Source organism: Bradyrhizobium sp. SZCCHNPS1003 (assembly GCF_032381555.1).
Classification (GTDB): Bacteria; Pseudomonadota; Alphaproteobacteria; order Rhizobiales; family Xanthobacteraceae; genus Bradyrhizobium.
Map to the genome: position 1 here is coordinate 14,279 of NZ_JAUHIU010000015.1, position 13,851 is coordinate 28,129.

The window sequence follows — 13,851 nt, forward strand, 5'->3', positions numbered from 1 at the left end:
GAACCATTTTCAACCTAAGGAACGGCGGGTGCCGCCGATGGTGTCGATCCAGATCGGCAACGACGGCGGGATGCGCAGAGAGATGGCCGGCCGGTTCCGTGGCAGACGGCGAGCATTCCGCGACGACGCACCTTCCGTCGTCGCAGATCGGCGAAGTGCTCACATCCTCTCGCCTATAGCTTCAAAACGATCTTGCCGAAATGCGAGGCCGACCGGAGACGGGCGAACGCTTCGGGAGCCTCGTCGAAGCCGAAGACCCGATCGACGATCGGGTGGATCGCGTGTTCGGTCAGGAAACGATTCATGGCGGTGAAATGGTCGACCGATCCGACGGTGACGCCGATGATGTCGGCATTTTCCCACTGCAGGCGCGCGAGGTCGGGCTTCGGGCCGAATCCGGTCAGGACGCCGATCTGAACGATCTTGCCGCCCGAGGCGACCGATCGCATCGATCGGTCATAGGTGCCGGGGCCGCCGAGCTCGAGGATATGACTGGCGCCTTGGCCGCCGGTCGCCGTCATCAGTGCCACGTCCCAGTCAGGCGTGGTGCGGTAGTTGATCAGGATCGCAGCCCCGAGCGCCTTGGCACGGGCGAGCTTCTCATCCGACGACGAGATCACGATCGCACGCGCGCCCAGCGCGGTGGCGAACTGGAGCCCGAACAGCGCGACGCCGCCGGTGCCCTGCACCAGCAGCGTGTCGCCTTGGCCCATCCCGCCGCGCGTGACGAGGCCATGCCAGGCTGTGACGGCGGCGCAGGGCAGGGTCGCGGCCTCGATCGACGTGAGGTGCTCCGGCACGGCGACCACCGCCGTGGCCGGCAGCACGACATGCTCCGCCAGCATGCCATCCATCGTGTTGCCGCCCAGCGCTGACGCGACGTAGTCGGTCTTGTACGGACCCGAGACCCAATCGCGAAAGAACGACGCGGCGACCCGGTCGCCGACCTGCCATTGGGCGACATCGGGGCCCACGGCATCGACGACGCCGGCGCCGTCGGAGAGCGGAATGCGGCCATCCAGCCCGTCTTGGCCCGCGCGGTCGAGGATGATGAGGTCACGGTAGTTGAGGCTCGCCGCCTCGACGCGGATGCGGACCTCGCCGTTGCCCGGTTCGGGCTTGCGGACGTCTACCCGCACGAGGCGGCCGGCGCCGGCATGGCCATTCACATGATAGGCTTTCATGGTTGCTCCTTTCCAAGGGCATTCACCTGGATGAGCAGACTCTGTAAGGTCTGACAGTGCTGTCAGGGTCAAGAGGTTTTCAGGTGAAGATTGGCGAGCTCTCCCGGAGGACGCGGGTCAGCGTCCGGATGCTGCGTTACTACGAAGACCAGGGATTGCTGGCGCCGCGACGGACCGATTCCGGCTATCGCGACTACGGCCGGGCGGAAGAGGAAACCGTGCGCCGGATCAAATTGCTCGGTGCGGCCGGGATGACGCTCGAAACGATCCAGCAGTTGCTGCCATGCGTGACCAGCGACCAGCCGGCTTTCACGCCATGCGACAATCTGCGACGCATCTTGGCCGAGCAGGTTGGCCTGATCGATCAACGGATCGAGACGCTGAGCCAGAGCCGGACAATCTTGGCCGGCTTCCTGTCGAGCGTGAACTGAGCTCTCTGTCGACGGCCGGACGGCATCGAAGCGTCATCACCAGGCCGCGGCGGTCGGCGTCCGGGAGTTGCCGCCATGGCCCGCAAGGCACCGCGGCGACGCGCTCCGCAAGCGGCGCATCGCATTGACCGCTCACCGACGCAGGGATGATCGAGCAACTCGGAAAAAAAGAAAGCAGATTGTTTCGATAAATCAAGAATTGCAGGGAGACCTGGAGGAGCTCTCGCGGTTTTGCTCAGGCTCGATCAACTCTGTCTCATCGCGCCTTGGCGCGGATCAGCAGGGTGATCCGCCGCTTCCATTCGCGGAGGTTGCAGGCGATTCCAGTTCGACCTGGAGGGGGCGCGGGCCGAGTGCCCACGGCACCAGGCAATGTGTCCGTATCGTGCGCGTCGTGCGGCGGGCAGCTTCAAGTTTTTCTGATCGCTGCGATCAGCGATTGCGATTGGCGATGCGGGACGTTGCTCTTTAGAAGGCTTCTAAATTTTTCTCAGGAGACCCGAAGATGCATCGACCGAAGCTCCGCCATGGTCTGCGGCTGACAGTGACGGCCGCTGGCCTTGCCGGGCTTGCATCGCTCATCGCGATCGCCGCGCCAAGGGCGGAGACGCCGACACCCGCACCAGCACCGGCCTATCTGCCGACCGTCAGCGACCTGATGATCGCGACCATCCAGCCGCGCCATCTCAGGCTCTGGATCGCCGGCCATAGCGGCAATTGGGCGTTCAGCGCCTATGAGCTCGGCAATCTCAAGGGCGCGTTCAACCGTGTCAGCCGGGCGCAGCCGCTGGTCGAGGGCAATTCGTTCGCCGACATGACGACGGCCGTGACGCAGCAGCCGTTCGACGAGCTGGCGCAGGCCATCAAGCAGAAGGACATCGGCCGCTTCGAGCGCTCCTATGCCGACCTCACGGCCGCCTGCAATTCCTGCCACCAGGCGCTCAATCGCGCCGCCGTGGTCATCAAGGTGCCGCAGACCGCCGGCGTTGCCGACCAGGACTTCACGCCGGGCACGGAGTGACGGGACGAGCCTCGGGCAAGACGATTCGGAAGCGGCGGGCGCCTTCATCGAAACGATACTGGTTGCTGAAATGCGATATTGAGGTGAAGGGGGACCCGCATGAAGCTCTATTCGTTCTGGCAGTCGCTTGCGAGCTTTCGCGTGCGCATCGCGCTCAACCTCAAGGGCATCGCCTATGAGCAGGTCGCGGTCGATGTCGACCGGCAGCAGCAGCGGGACGAGGCCTATGCCGCGCTCAATCCGCAGATGGCGCTGCCGGCGCTGGTGCTCGACGACGGCACCGTGCTGACGCAGTCGCTGGCGATCCTCGATTATCTCGACGAGGCCTGTTCCGGCGCGGCGCTGCTGCCTGGTGATGCCAAGGGGCGCGCGCGGGTGAGGGCGCTGGCGGCGATGATCGCCTGCGATGCGCATCCGCTGACGACGCCGCGGGTGCAGCGCTATCTCACCGAAGCGCTGCACGTGGACGACGCGGCACGCGCGGCCTGGCTCAGGCACTGGACGGCGGAGATGCTGGTCGCGATCGAGGCCCAGCTTGCAGGCCATGTCGCGACCGGCCGGTTCTGCCACGGCGATGCGCCGACGATGGCCGACATCTGCCTCGCCGGCCACGCCGTCTACGCGCGCAATAAAGGCCTCGACCTCGCCGCGACGCCGACGGTGCAGCGCGTCGTCGAGGCCGCGATGGCACTGCCGGCCTTCGCGTCCGCCCATCCGCTGGCGCAGCCGGACACGCCGCCGGCGCTGCGCGCCAAGCCGGCTGCGCCGTAGCCTCATCTCTTTGTTGAGCATGATCTCCGCGCAAACGCCTTCGGCGTTTGTCGCGAGGGAATACCGGTTTCCACTTTTCCGGATCATGCTCTACGCCAGAACCATCGGCGCTACCGCGCCGGCTGGCCGCCGTCGCGCTTCATCCAGTCGCGGAACTGCTCGAACAGCACCCGGGTTTCGTCCTCGCTCATTCGCCGGCCGCCGGTCGGTGCCCTTGCGCTCATCCACTCGTCGAACTGCTGCTTGATGGCGGCGCCGTCGGCCTGCGGCGCGCGCGTGCTGGCCAAAAGCTCCTCCGCGGCGCGGAAGCGGGTCCAGCCGGGCAGCGAGGAGGAGAGGCTGATCTCGTTCCATTTGGGGTGGAACGGCGGCCGCTTGAACTGATCGAACCGCTTGAACAGATAGTCGACGAAGCGCGCGACGCGGCGGTAGCGCTCGGTCTCCGGCGGCCAGTTGTAGACCGCCAGCACCTGCGGCACGCCGATGGTCTCGACGCTCTCGCCGGGCTTGAGCAGATTGGGGTAGTCCTGCGAGGTCAGCTTGGTCGGCACGTAGTAGTCCTGCAGGCTGCGCGCGAACGGAATCGGCAGGAAGTGGAAGCCCGGCTCGGGCTTGAACTTGGCGAACAGATCGGTCGGCTTGCCGGTGACGTGGACGACGCCGGCGATCTCGCCGCTGCGCATCTTCTCCAACGCCACCGAATTGTTGATGAACACCTTCTCCGCGCCGATCTTGAGCCGGTCGAACACGATGCCGCCGGTGAGGTTGGCGGCGCTGCCCACGGTGTTGAAGGAGACCTTCTTGCCGGCGAGATCCTCGAGCGTCCTGATCTCCGGGCGGACGTAGACATGCATCTCGTTGATGTAGAACGAGCAGATGTAGCGGATCCGGTTCTTGATGTTGGCGAGCGTGCCGTTGCGGACGAACTCATCGAGCACGTCGGCCGAAGTGATGGTGACGTCGACGCCGCGCAGATAGAGCAGGTCCTCGATGTTCCCGAGTGCGCCGTAGGTCACCATCGGCAGCACGCGCAGGTTCGGGCGGTCGTCGAGCACCTTGGCCATCTCGGCCGCAAAACGGATGTTGGTGCCTTCGAGCAGGCCGCCGGCGACGCCGACCGTCCATTCGTTGGACTCCTGCAGCTTGCCGCCTTCGCCGGCCGCGGCGGCCGTTGCCGCCGCCGGCCTTCCGGTCCGCGCCGTCTGTGCCATGGCCGGCAGCAACGGTGCCACCAGACTCAATCCCGCCGCAACGACGCAACTCAACAACGCGACCCGCATGCCCCAAATTCCTCCGTTGCCGGCCGCACGGCGATCGTGAGGCGCGGCCGATTTTCGCGCATTATCTCCTTGGTTGAGGAATGAGGTCTACTACTCGCCGGTTGGGCGCAGCCGGGGCTGCTGCGAGGCGCATCCTTGCCACCAAAAAGCCATAGGCTTGATTGCGCCTCGGTCTGGACGGAGAAACGCCGCGATATCAGTCCGAGAGTCGTCGCCTCATCGCACGCGGCCACAATGGCTCGCTGGAAACCGGTGCAGCTTGCGGTTGCAGGGAGCGGTCGAAGCCGGACCGTCGTGAGCGCGGCTCGTGCGCTCGCGGGACGTTCTTGCGATCGGGCCTCTAGGCCTGCTGCGAGATGCTGACCTCGGCGATGCCGGCGCGATCAGGCGCCGGCCTTGCTTGCCTTGGCGCAATGGTCGCGCCAGAACTGCCGATAGCCGGCCTCGACGCAGCGCGTGTAGTTGGCGACGTCGCCGGCCGGCGAGCGTGCGACAATGCCGGGCAGCTCCGCCCGCAGCTTCGCCAGCAGCTCGGGCTGCGCGGCAAAGCTCTTGGCGATCCGGATGTAGCCGTCATCGTTGTCGGCGACCCAGTCAGCGAGGCCGGCCGCGGTCAGGATGCCGCCGGCGGCGCGCGAGGCCGCGCCGGCGCCGAGCTTGGCGACGACCGGCACGCCCATGTAGAGCGATTCGAACGTCGAGATGCCGCCGTTCTGCGGGAACGGGTCGAGCGAGATGTCGATGCGCTCGTAGGATTTGAGATGCTCGACGCGCTCGCTGGCGCCGAGGCAGAGGATGCGCGCCTCGGGCACGCCCTGGGCAACGAAGCGGGCGAGCAGCCCGTCGCGCACCGCGGGATCGTTGAGCGCGAGATGCTTGACGACGAGCTTCGCGTCGGGGATCTCGGCGAGCAGCCGCGCCCACAGCGCGATCGCCGCGTCGGAGATCTTGTCGATGCGGTTGTAGACGCCGAAGGTGACGTGGCCGTTGGTGAGCATCGGCAGCGGTGCCGGCGGAACGTCGAGCACCGGATCGATCGTGATCACCGACGGCAGGTCGTGGACGTGCTCGGCGAACAGCGGCCGGACGCTCTCGGGTACCGTGACCGGATCGGCGAAGAAGTAGTCCATGGTGGCAAGGCCCGTGCCGGTGCCGCTGCCCCAGGCCGTGACCTGGATCGGCGCCGGCTTGCGCGCGAACACCGGCATGCGCGTGCCCGTGGTGTAGCCGGAGAGGTCGACCAGGATGTCGACGCCGTCAGCCTGGATGCGGTCGGCCAGCTCGTCGTCGGACAGGCTCGAGGCCTCGACCCAGACGTCGGCGATCGACTGGAATGTCGCGGTGTAGGAATCGTGCCGCGGCGAGGTCGAGTAGCAGTTGACCTGGACCTGCGTCTTGTCGTGGCCGCGCAGCACGGGCAGGAAGGCGAAGGCCGCCGAGTGCATGCGGAAGTCGGCCGAGACGTAGCCGACGACGATGCGCCGGTCGGGATCGAGCGAGCGCGGCGCAAGCTTGCGGCGCGGGAATTTGGAGCCGACCGCCATCCACCAATACTGCCGCGCCGCCTGCTGGACCGCGAAGTCGGCGCCGGGCAGGAAGTCGAGGTAGAAGATCTTCTTGGTGATCGCCTCGTCATAGTCCGGCTGCACCGCGAGCGCCTGGTCGAACTGGGCGATGGCGCCTGCGACGTCGCCGAGCCGGCCGCGGCAGGCGCCGAGCAAGGTGAGCGCGACCTGCGCCTTCGGATTGGTGTCGAGCACGCGCTTGCAGGCGGCCATCGCCTGCGCAACGTTGCCGTTGAGGATGCAGATCTGCGCCTTGCCCTGCCATCCCAATTGCAGATTGGGATCGAGCGTCACGGCGGCGTCGAAATCGGCTTCGGCGTCCGCGGTGCGTCCAGAGATCATGTAGAGCCGGCCGCGATGCGCCCGCAGCTCGGCGTGGGCCGGGCGTGCCGCCAGCGCCGCGTTGAAGGTCGCTTCCGCCAGCTCGAAATGGTGCAGCTCGAGATGCGCGAGACCCTTGTTGACCGTGGCCTCGAAATGGTTCGGGTTGAAGGCCAGCGCGCGCTCGGCGCTGGCGGCAGCGGCGTCCCAGCGCCGCAGCATCAGTTCGGCGACGCTGCGATTGCACCAGGCATCGACGTCGTCGGGCTTGAGCTCGAGGGCCCGCGTCGCGGCCGCGAGCGAGGCCTCGCCCTGTCCGAGCCGCAGCAGCGCGATCGCGAGGTTGCGCAAGGTGATCGGCGCATTCGGGCGCAGCGCCAGCGATCGCTCCAGCGCGGCGCGCGCCTCCTCGTAGCGCTCGCAATTGACCAGCGCCCAGCCGAGATTGGACTGCGCGTCGGCGGAATTCGGCTCCATCGCCACGGCCTGCGCCAGGAAGGCGGTGGCCTCGGCGAAGCGTGCCGACGACACCAGGGACACGCCGAGCAGATGCATGGCATCGAAGCAGCCGGGGACCTCCTGCAGCAGCTTCGCGCACAGCGCCTGCGTCTCCGCCTGGCGCCCGGCCTGGAAGGCCTTGAACGCCACCGCCAACTGCCCCTCGACGAGCTTCTTCTGTTTCTTTTCCTGTCGTGCCTTCTGGAAGGCGCGCGAACCGACGGTGCTCAAGGACTTGGGTCTCCGGACAGACAGGACGGCATGGCGTCGGACGCCGCAGCGATGCGCTGCGGCCGGCAACCGGGGCGCCGCCATGCCCGGCGGCAGCAAAGCCCAGGATGTCCTGTGGTCGTCCGGTCGCCGGCCACGCGCAGCGCGACGCGGCAAAGCTTGCCCGCGTCGTGGTTAGCAAATGGTTAACGGGATGACGGAGGGAGCTTGTCGCGCCCCGCGAATGCCCCGGGGAATGACGGGGCAGCTCGCGCAGGGTGGATCAGCGCCGCGTGATCCGCCAACTGCGGATGTCACGCCGACGAATAGGGATCTTCCTTAGCTGGGCACCGTCGTCCGGCACGACATTGCAACGCGCGCTCACGCCGCGCAGCCGTCGACCAGCACCAGCCGGCTCGTCGTGGCGCCGTGCCGGATCGCGAAGAGGTGCTGGATCTCGGGATCACCGAGGAAGTCGGTGGCGGTCTGGCGCGACGGGAATTCCAGGATCACCATCCGCTCGGGCGTCCAGCTGCCTTCGACCGGCGTGGGCACCGCGCCTTGGACGATGTAGCGGCCGCCATGCCTCGCGATGAAGGCGGGGATCGCATCGATATAGGCCTTGAACGAGGCGTGGTCGTGAATGGCGAGATCGAGGACGAGATAGGCCTTCATGGCGGGCTCCGCGCGACGCGGTGGATCATACGATCGGAACATCGGCGCAGCCATAAGCGGCCGACAGATCGGTGCGCATTCCGTCGACGTGCGCTTCCGATGCATTCGCGGGGGAGGGCGGATGATACTGCTGCTCATCCGCCCATGCCTGCCCGTTCGGCGACCGTTGCGCGAGCGGCCGCGGCCCGCGGCTCACGTCGTCGCGCGATAGGCTTGCGGGATCACGAACACCTCGTCGGCGCGGCCGTAGCCGCCGTCGGGCACCTCTTCGATCAGCACCATCGTGTGCGGTCGCGCGGCCTCGCTGAAATAGTCGACGAACATCGCGGTCACGCGATGCACGATCTCCTCCTTCTGCGCCTTGGTCAGCGCGGCCTGCGGCACCTTGATGTTGGCGAACGGCATGGGAACTCCTTTGGTGTTGGGCCGGCATCGGCCGGCGGGTGACAGCAGCGCGGCGTCAGATCACGCCGCCATTGACGCGCACAACCTGGCCGTTGACCCAGCCGGCCTCCGGGCTCGTCAGGAAGGCCACGACATCGGCAATCTCGCGCGGCTGTCCGAACCGGCCGAACGGGTTCGCTGCGGCCATCGCGCGCAGCTGCTCGTCGGTCTTGCCGTTGAGGAACATCTCGGTCTCGGTGGGGCCGGGCGCCACCGCGTTGACCGTGATGCTCCGCCGCGCCAGCTCCTTGGCGAGCACATGCGTCATGGCTTCCACCGCGGCCTTCGCGGCGGCGTAGGCGCCGTAGCGCGGCTGATACAGCCCGACCACGCTGGACGAGAAATTGACGATGCGGCCGCCGTCGCGGAGCCGCCGCGCCGCTTCGCGCAGGGTTCGGAACACGCCCGCGACATTCACCTCGAATTGGCGCGCGACATCTGCGTCGCTCAGCTCCGCGAAGGCGCCGAGCGCCATCGTGCCGGCATTATTGACCAGGATGTCGACGCCGCCGAAGGCCTGCTCGGCGGCATCAAACAGCGCCGCCGCGCTGGCGGGATCGGCAACGTCGGCCTGCACGGCGCGCGCGCGGCCGCCGGTCGCCTCGATCTGTTGCACCATGTGCGCCGCGGCCTGCTCGGCCCGGGCATAGTTGATGACGACCGCGACGCCATCAGCGGCGAGGCGTTCGGCGATGGCCGCGCCGATCCCGCGCGAGCCGCCGGTGATGATCGCGACCTGGGATGAAGAATTGGGCATGGTCAGTCTCCCTCTTTTCAATGCGAGCGGACATAGCTGATCGCCTCGTCCGTATAATCGGCCTTGGCTTGACATCAGATGTCGGCCTGGGCGAACAATCGCTATGGATCGCCTGGATGCCATGCGTCTGTTCATTCGCGTCGTCGAGCGCCGCAGCTTCACCGCCGCTGCCGCCGATCTCGGCCTGCCGCGCTCGACGGCGAGCGAGGTGCTGAAGGAGCTCGAGGCGCGGCTCGGCATCCGGCTGATCGAGCGCACCACGCGCCACGTCACCCCGACATTGGATGGCGAGGAGTACTACCGGCGCTGCGTCGGCATCCTCGCCGACATCGAGGAGGCCGAGACTGCACTGCGCGACTCGCGCCCGCGTGGCCTGCTGCGCATCGACGCGCACCCGCTGCTGACGAGGACGTTCGTGCTGCCGCATCTGCCCGCGTTTCTCGCCGCGCATCCGCAGCTCGATCTGCGCATCGGCCAGGGCGACCGCCTGGTCGATCTCGTGCGTGAGGGTGTCGATTGCGTGATCCGCTCCGGCGAGCCGGAGGCGAGCGGCATGATCCAGAGCCGACTCGGCACGATCGAGGAGATCACCGTCGCCAGCCCGGCCTATCTGCGCGAGCACGGAACGCCGGCTGGACCTGATGATCTCGACGGCCACCGCATGGTCGGCTTCATCTCGTCGCGTACCGGCGAGGTGCTGCCGCTCGAATTCACCTGCGGCGGCACGCTGCGCCATCTGGTTCTGCCGAGCCGCGTCACGGTCAACAATTCCGACACGATGATGGACCTCGCCCGGCTCGGCCTCGGCCTGGTGCAGGCGCCGCGCTATCGCTTCGCGCCGGATCTGGTGGATGGCAGCCTGGTCGAGATCCTCGCCGACACGCCGCCATCACCGACGCCGCTGCACGCGCTGTATCCGCAGAACCGGCAGATGACGCTGCGGCTGCGCGTGTTCCTCGACTGGATCACGGCGATATTCGCCCGGGCGAGGCTGTAGCGGTTGGGCAAAGCAGCCGGATGCCCGTTGCTACTTGCCCTTCTCGATCTTCGTCACCGTGTAGCCGGAGGCGTCCTCGACCGCCTCGAACTTCACCTTGTCGCCGGCCTTGAGGCCTTTCAGCAGCGCGGCGTCCTTGACGCGGTAGACCATGGTCATGGCCTCGTCCATGCCAAGACTCTTGGCCGGGCCGTGGTGGAGCGTGATCTTGGCGTTGGCCTCATCGACCTTCTTGACGTCGCCGCTGATCGCCTCGGCGGCGAGGGCAGGGGTCGCGAGAGCGAGAACCAACGCGGCGGCGGTCGTGAGCTGAGAGAACGTCTTCATGATGTGTTTCCTTCTACTGGTGAACTCATAGCGAGGCGTAGGGCGGATGACGCTGCGCTGATCCGCCCTACGCGTTGTCAAGACGGCTTCATCCGTCACTTCACGGCAACGTGGCCGGTCATGCCGAACTCGCGATGATCTGGGATCAGGCAGGAATATTCGAACGTGCCGGGCTTGGTGAACCGCCACAGCAGCTCGGCGGTCTTGTTCGGCGCGAGCCGGGTGCCGTTCGGCTCGTCGTGCTCCATATGCGGGTGCTTCTTCATGACCGCGGCGTGCTTCAGGTTCTCGGCCTTGGTGGCGAGCAGGAACTCGTGATCCTCCTTGCCGGCGTTGCGCAGCACGAAGCGGATCTGCTCGCCGCGCTTGACCTCGATGCGCGCCGGCGTGAACTCCATCTCGCTGAGGAGCACCTCGATGGTGCGCGACGGCTGTTTGGGATCGCCCGGCTCGCCGGCGGAATAGCCGCGCGATCCGTGCTGCTCATGGCCACGGGCCGGTGCGACGATCAGAGCGGCCGCCGCCATTGCGCTGATCGCGAATGCAGTCTTCATGGAGATCTCCTGATGGTGGTCGTCGGTTGATGCGGTGCTTGGTGAATTCAGCGCTGGGGGCGGACCTGCGTCGGTGGGCCGTCGCTTCGCCGCACCGGCTCCGGTGCGCTTGCGACCTCATAGGCCACGCTGCCCTGCGGGAACTGATAAGGGCCGGGATCGCGGTAGTCGTCGCGGGCGAGGCCCTCGCGCACCTTCACGGTCGTGAACATGCCGCCCATCTCGATCGGGCCGAACTGGCCGCTGCCGGTCATCATCGGCAGCGTATTGTCGGGCGCCGGCATCTCCATGCTGCCCATCGCCATGCCGGTGTTGCCCATCACCATGCCGTCGGGCGCGAGCTTGCCGACGGCGGCGGCCAGCTCCTTGCGCGGCACGCCGATCAGGTTGCGCATGTCGTGGCCCATCGCATTCATCGTATGATGCGACTTGTGGCAGTGGAATGCCCAGTCGCCGGGATTGTCGGCGGTGAAGTCGAGCACGCGCACCGCGCCGACCGGCACGTCGGTCGTGGTCTCCGGCAATTGCGCCGTTTCGGGAAGCCAGCCGCCATCGGTGCCGATCACCTTGAACTTGTGGCCGTGGAGGTGGATCGGATGGTTGGTCATGGTGAGATTGCCGATGCGGATGCGGACGCGATCGCCGAGCCGCACCGGCAGGGGATCGATGCCGGGAAACACCCGCGCGTTCCAGGTCCACATGTTGAAGTCGGTCATCTCGGTGACCTTCGGCAGGTAGCTGCCGGGCTCGATGCGATAGGTCGACATCACGAACACGAAGTCGCGGTCGACCGGCGGCGGCTGCGGCCCGCGCGGATGCACGACGATCATGCCCATCATGCCCATCGCCATCTGCACCATCTCGTCGGCGTGCGGGTGATACATGAAGGTGCCGGCGTGCCTCATCTCGAACTCGTAGACGAAGGTCTTGCCCGGCTTGATGTGCGGCTGCGTCAGGCCGCCGACGCCGTCCATGCCGCAGGGCAGGATGACGCCGTGCCAGTGGACGGTGGTGTATTCCGGCAGCCTGTTGGTGACGAAGATCCTGACCTTGTCGCCCTCGACCGCCTCGATGGTCGGGCCCGGCGACTGGCCGTTATAGCCCCACAGATGCGTGGTCATGCCGGGCGCGAACTCGCGGGTGACCGGCTCGGCGACGAGATGGAATTCCTTCCAGTCGCCGTTCATGCGGAACGGCAGCGACCAGCCGTTGAGCGTGACCACGGGCTGATAGTCCGGCCCGGCGCTGGGATGCAGCGGGGGCTGCATCACCGCCTTGTCCATCACCGGCGCTTCGGGAATGGCGGCGGCCTGCACCCGGCCGGAGACGGCGGAGGCGCCGGCCAGCGCCGCGGAGCCGAGCAGTGTGCGGCGTGAAAACATGCGTGCCCTCCTGTCAGTCGTTGCCGGGCGCGAGCGCGCTCGCGGTCTGCTGTGCGCTGTCCTCGCTGCTCGCGACTCCGCCATTGACCGCAGCCGACAGCTCGGCCTCGGCGAGGAAGAAGTCTCTGACGGCGTCGATCGCGGCCCGGCGTGACGCCAGGCGCTGCCGCGCCTCGAGCAGCAGCGCGAAGATGTCGACCTGCATGCTGGAATAGCGCAGCTGCATCTCCTCGCTGATGATCCGGCGCAGCGGCAGCACCTCGCGGGCGTAGTGGCCGGCGATGTCGAAGGCCGCGCGGTAGCTGCGATAGGCGTCGCGCGCCTCGGAGCGGACGGTGACGGCGCGCTCGGTGAGGCGGTTGAAGGCGATGTTGTAGGTCTCGGCGGCCTGCCGCACGCGGACCTCGCCGCCGTCGAAGATCGGGATCTGGAACTGCACGTCGTAACCGCGTTCGCGGATGACGCGGCCGTCGGGCTCGACGGTCTTGCGATCGAGGCCGGCGAGATCGAGCAGGGTGACGAAGCGCGTCGCCTCGCTGAGCTGCAGCGATGTGGCGAGCGCCGTGAGCTCGAGGCGGGCGATCTGCAGATCGATGCGATGGCCGACGGCATCGGCCTCGACGAAGGGCTGGCTCAGCGGGCGGCGCGGCAGTGCCGGCAGCCGGTCGGGCAGGCGGAAATTCAGATCGTCGCCCCACAGGCCCATCAGCCGGATCAGCCGCTCGCGGGCGCTTCCTGCGGCACGGCGGGCGGTGGCGAGCTCGGCCGTGGTCTCGGCATAGAACACCTGCTCGCGCGCCTGGTCGAGCCGGTTGAGCGCGCCGGTCTCGCCGAGCTTCGAGGCGAGCTTCGCGGTCGCCTCCGCGGCCGATTGCGCCTCGACCAGCAGGGCCACCAGCTCGGTGGCGGCGACGACGCGCACATGCGCGCGGCGCACCTCCGCGGCGAGCCGCAGCGTCGCCAGCGCGGCCTTCAACTGGGCCTGGCGAAACCGCTCGCGCGCGATCTCCGAGCGCAGCGGCAAGGTGGCGAGCGCCAGGATGTCGCCGGCGACCTGGCGCTCGGCCTCCAGCGCGCCGTCGCCGCTGATGCGCATCAGGGAGAAGGTCGGGTTCGGCGGCAGGCTGGCCTCGACCATGTCCGCCTCGCTGAGCGCGAGCGCGTTGTAGGCCGCCTGCAGGCCCTTGTTGTTGAACAGCGCGACCTGCACGGCGGCATCGGCCGACAAGGGCCGGGCGAGCAGGCGGCGCGTCGCAGCGTGGACGCGTTCGGCGTCGTCATTGCCTCTCACGGAGGCGACCTCCTTGCCGGTGGTGTGGCCGGTGATGTCCGCGACGGCGCTCATGCCGCCGTCCGGCGAAAACGAGGCACAGCCTGCGAGCGCAAGTGCTGCAGCGAGCGCCGCGAGCCTGATGATCCCCTGCATCTGGCGCT

At 67.5% G+C, this 13,851-nt stretch carries 14 protein-coding genes; 4 read left to right on the forward strand and 10 right to left on the reverse strand.

All coding sequences use genetic code 11. The annotated features are described in order from the left end of the window. Positions 1-173 precede the first annotated feature (173 nt). Positions 174-1,184, reverse strand: coding sequence for an NAD(P)-dependent alcohol dehydrogenase (locus QX126_RS23700; RefSeq protein ID WP_315784010.1), 1,011 nt, complete (start codon positions 1,182-1,184; stop codon positions 174-176). Positions 1,185-1,267: 83 nt separating this feature from the next. Here QX126_RS23700 and QX126_RS23705 point away from each other — a divergent pair, with 83 nt between their 5' ends. The 3 genes from QX126_RS23705 (at position 1,268) to maiA (ending at position 3,407) form a co-directional block, all read left to right on the forward strand. Next, entirely contained in the window at positions 1,268-1,615 is a 348-nt protein-coding gene (locus QX126_RS23705; protein WP_315784012.1) for a MerR family transcriptional regulator, read from the forward strand. 505 nt (positions 1,616-2,120) lie between these two features. Continuing rightward, positions 2,121-2,636 (forward strand): cytochrome family protein, encoded by a 516-nt coding sequence (locus QX126_RS23710; RefSeq protein ID WP_315784014.1) that lies wholly within the window; start codon positions 2,121-2,123, stop codon positions 2,634-2,636. Between the two features lie 99 nt (positions 2,637-2,735). Continuing rightward, positions 2,736-3,407, forward strand: coding sequence for a maleylacetoacetate isomerase (maiA, locus tag QX126_RS23715; RefSeq protein ID WP_315784016.1), 672 nt, complete (start codon positions 2,736-2,738; stop codon positions 3,405-3,407). Positions 3,408-3,517: 110 nt separating this feature from the next. Here maiA and QX126_RS23720 read toward each other — a convergent pair whose 3' ends face one another. The 5 genes from QX126_RS23720 to QX126_RS23740 form a co-directional block, all read right to left on the reverse strand. Then, positions 3,518-4,687 carry a TAXI family TRAP transporter solute-binding subunit gene (locus tag QX126_RS23720; protein ID WP_315734048.1) on the reverse strand — a complete coding sequence of 390 codons (1,170 nt, stop codon included), beginning with the start codon at positions 4,685-4,687 and terminating at the stop codon, positions 3,518-3,520. A 383-nt stretch (positions 4,688-5,070) separates the two neighbouring features. Then, a complete protein-coding gene (locus QX126_RS23725; RefSeq protein WP_315784018.1) occupies positions 5,071-7,302 on the reverse strand; it encodes a tetratricopeptide repeat protein in 2,232 nt (743 codons plus the stop codon). Positions 7,303-7,662: 360 nt separating this feature from the next. Continuing rightward, complete coding sequence (locus QX126_RS23730; protein ID WP_315784020.1) at positions 7,663-7,956, reverse strand: DUF1330 domain-containing protein; 294 nt, start codon at positions 7,954-7,956, stop codon at positions 7,663-7,665. Between the two features lie 192 nt (positions 7,957-8,148). Further along, positions 8,149-8,361 (reverse strand): 4-oxalocrotonate tautomerase family protein, encoded by a 213-nt coding sequence (locus tag QX126_RS23735; protein ID WP_315734040.1) that lies wholly within the window; start codon positions 8,359-8,361, stop codon positions 8,149-8,151. 55 nt (positions 8,362-8,416) lie between these two features. After that, a complete protein-coding gene (locus QX126_RS23740) occupies positions 8,417-9,157 on the reverse strand; it encodes an SDR family oxidoreductase (protein WP_315784022.1) in 741 nt (246 codons plus the stop codon). Between the two features lie 103 nt (positions 9,158-9,260). Here QX126_RS23740 and QX126_RS23745 point away from each other — a divergent pair, with 103 nt between their 5' ends. Continuing rightward, positions 9,261-10,154 (forward strand): LysR family transcriptional regulator, encoded by an 894-nt coding sequence (locus QX126_RS23745; protein WP_315784024.1) that lies wholly within the window; start codon positions 9,261-9,263, stop codon positions 10,152-10,154. Positions 10,155-10,184: 30 nt separating this feature from the next. On the opposite strand, the gene QX126_RS23750 is transcribed toward QX126_RS23745, so the two are convergent. The 4 genes from QX126_RS23750 to QX126_RS23765 form a co-directional block, all read right to left on the reverse strand. Further along, entirely contained in the window at positions 10,185-10,481 is a 297-nt protein-coding gene (locus QX126_RS23750) for a copper-binding protein (RefSeq protein ID WP_315734032.1), read from the reverse strand. Between the two features lie 95 nt (positions 10,482-10,576). Further along, the gene (locus tag QX126_RS23755) at positions 10,577-11,035 is read right to left on the reverse strand and encodes a cupredoxin family protein (protein WP_315784027.1); all 459 of its coding nucleotides are present in this window, start codon (positions 11,033-11,035) and stop codon (positions 10,577-10,579) included. Between the two features lie 47 nt (positions 11,036-11,082). Continuing rightward, positions 11,083-12,417, reverse strand: coding sequence for a copper oxidase (locus tag QX126_RS23760; protein ID WP_315784029.1), 1,335 nt, complete (start codon positions 12,415-12,417; stop codon positions 11,083-11,085). Positions 12,418-12,430: 13 nt separating this feature from the next. After that, positions 12,431-13,843 (reverse strand): TolC family protein, encoded by a 1,413-nt coding sequence (locus tag QX126_RS23765; RefSeq protein ID WP_315784030.1) that lies wholly within the window; start codon positions 13,841-13,843, stop codon positions 12,431-12,433. Positions 13,844-13,851: the final 8 nt, after the last annotated feature.

Bases quoted from the DNA above. Each gene is read 5' to 3' on its own strand.
- QX126_RS23730 (WP_315784020.1), bottom strand. From the start codon at position 7,956: ATGAAGGCCTATCTCGTCCTCGATCTCGCCATTCACGACCACGCCTCG.
- QX126_RS23720 (WP_315734048.1), bottom strand. From the start codon at position 4,687: ATGCGGGTCGCGTTGTTGAGTTGCGTCGTTGCGGCGGGATTGAGTCTG.
- QX126_RS23735 (WP_315734040.1), bottom strand. From the start codon at position 8,361: ATGCCGTTCGCCAACATCAAGGTGCCGCAGGCCGCGCTGACCAAGGCG.
- maiA (WP_315784016.1), top strand. From the start codon at position 2,736: ATGAAGCTCTATTCGTTCTGGCAGTCGCTTGCGAGCTTTCGCGTGCGC.
- QX126_RS23700 (WP_315784010.1), bottom strand. From the start codon at position 1,184: ATGAAAGCCTATCATGTGAATGGCCATGCCGGCGCCGGCCGCCTCGTG.
- QX126_RS23755 (WP_315784027.1), bottom strand. From the start codon at position 11,035: ATGAAGACTGCATTCGCGATCAGCGCAATGGCGGCGGCCGCTCTGATC.
- QX126_RS23750 (WP_315734032.1), bottom strand. From the start codon at position 10,481: ATGAAGACGTTCTCTCAGCTCACGACCGCCGCCGCGTTGGTTCTCGCT.
- QX126_RS23765 (WP_315784030.1), bottom strand. From the start codon at position 13,843: ATGCAGGGGATCATCAGGCTCGCGGCGCTCGCTGCAGCACTTGCGCTC.
- QX126_RS23745 (WP_315784024.1), top strand. From the start codon at position 9,261: ATGGATCGCCTGGATGCCATGCGTCTGTTCATTCGCGTCGTCGAGCGC.
- QX126_RS23740 (WP_315784022.1), bottom strand. From the start codon at position 9,157: ATGCCCAATTCTTCATCCCAGGTCGCGATCATCACCGGCGGCTCGCGC.
- QX126_RS23710 (WP_315784014.1), top strand. From the start codon at position 2,121: ATGCATCGACCGAAGCTCCGCCATGGTCTGCGGCTGACAGTGACGGCC.
- QX126_RS23760 (WP_315784029.1), bottom strand. From the start codon at position 12,417: ATGTTTTCACGCCGCACACTGCTCGGCTCCGCGGCGCTGGCCGGCGCC.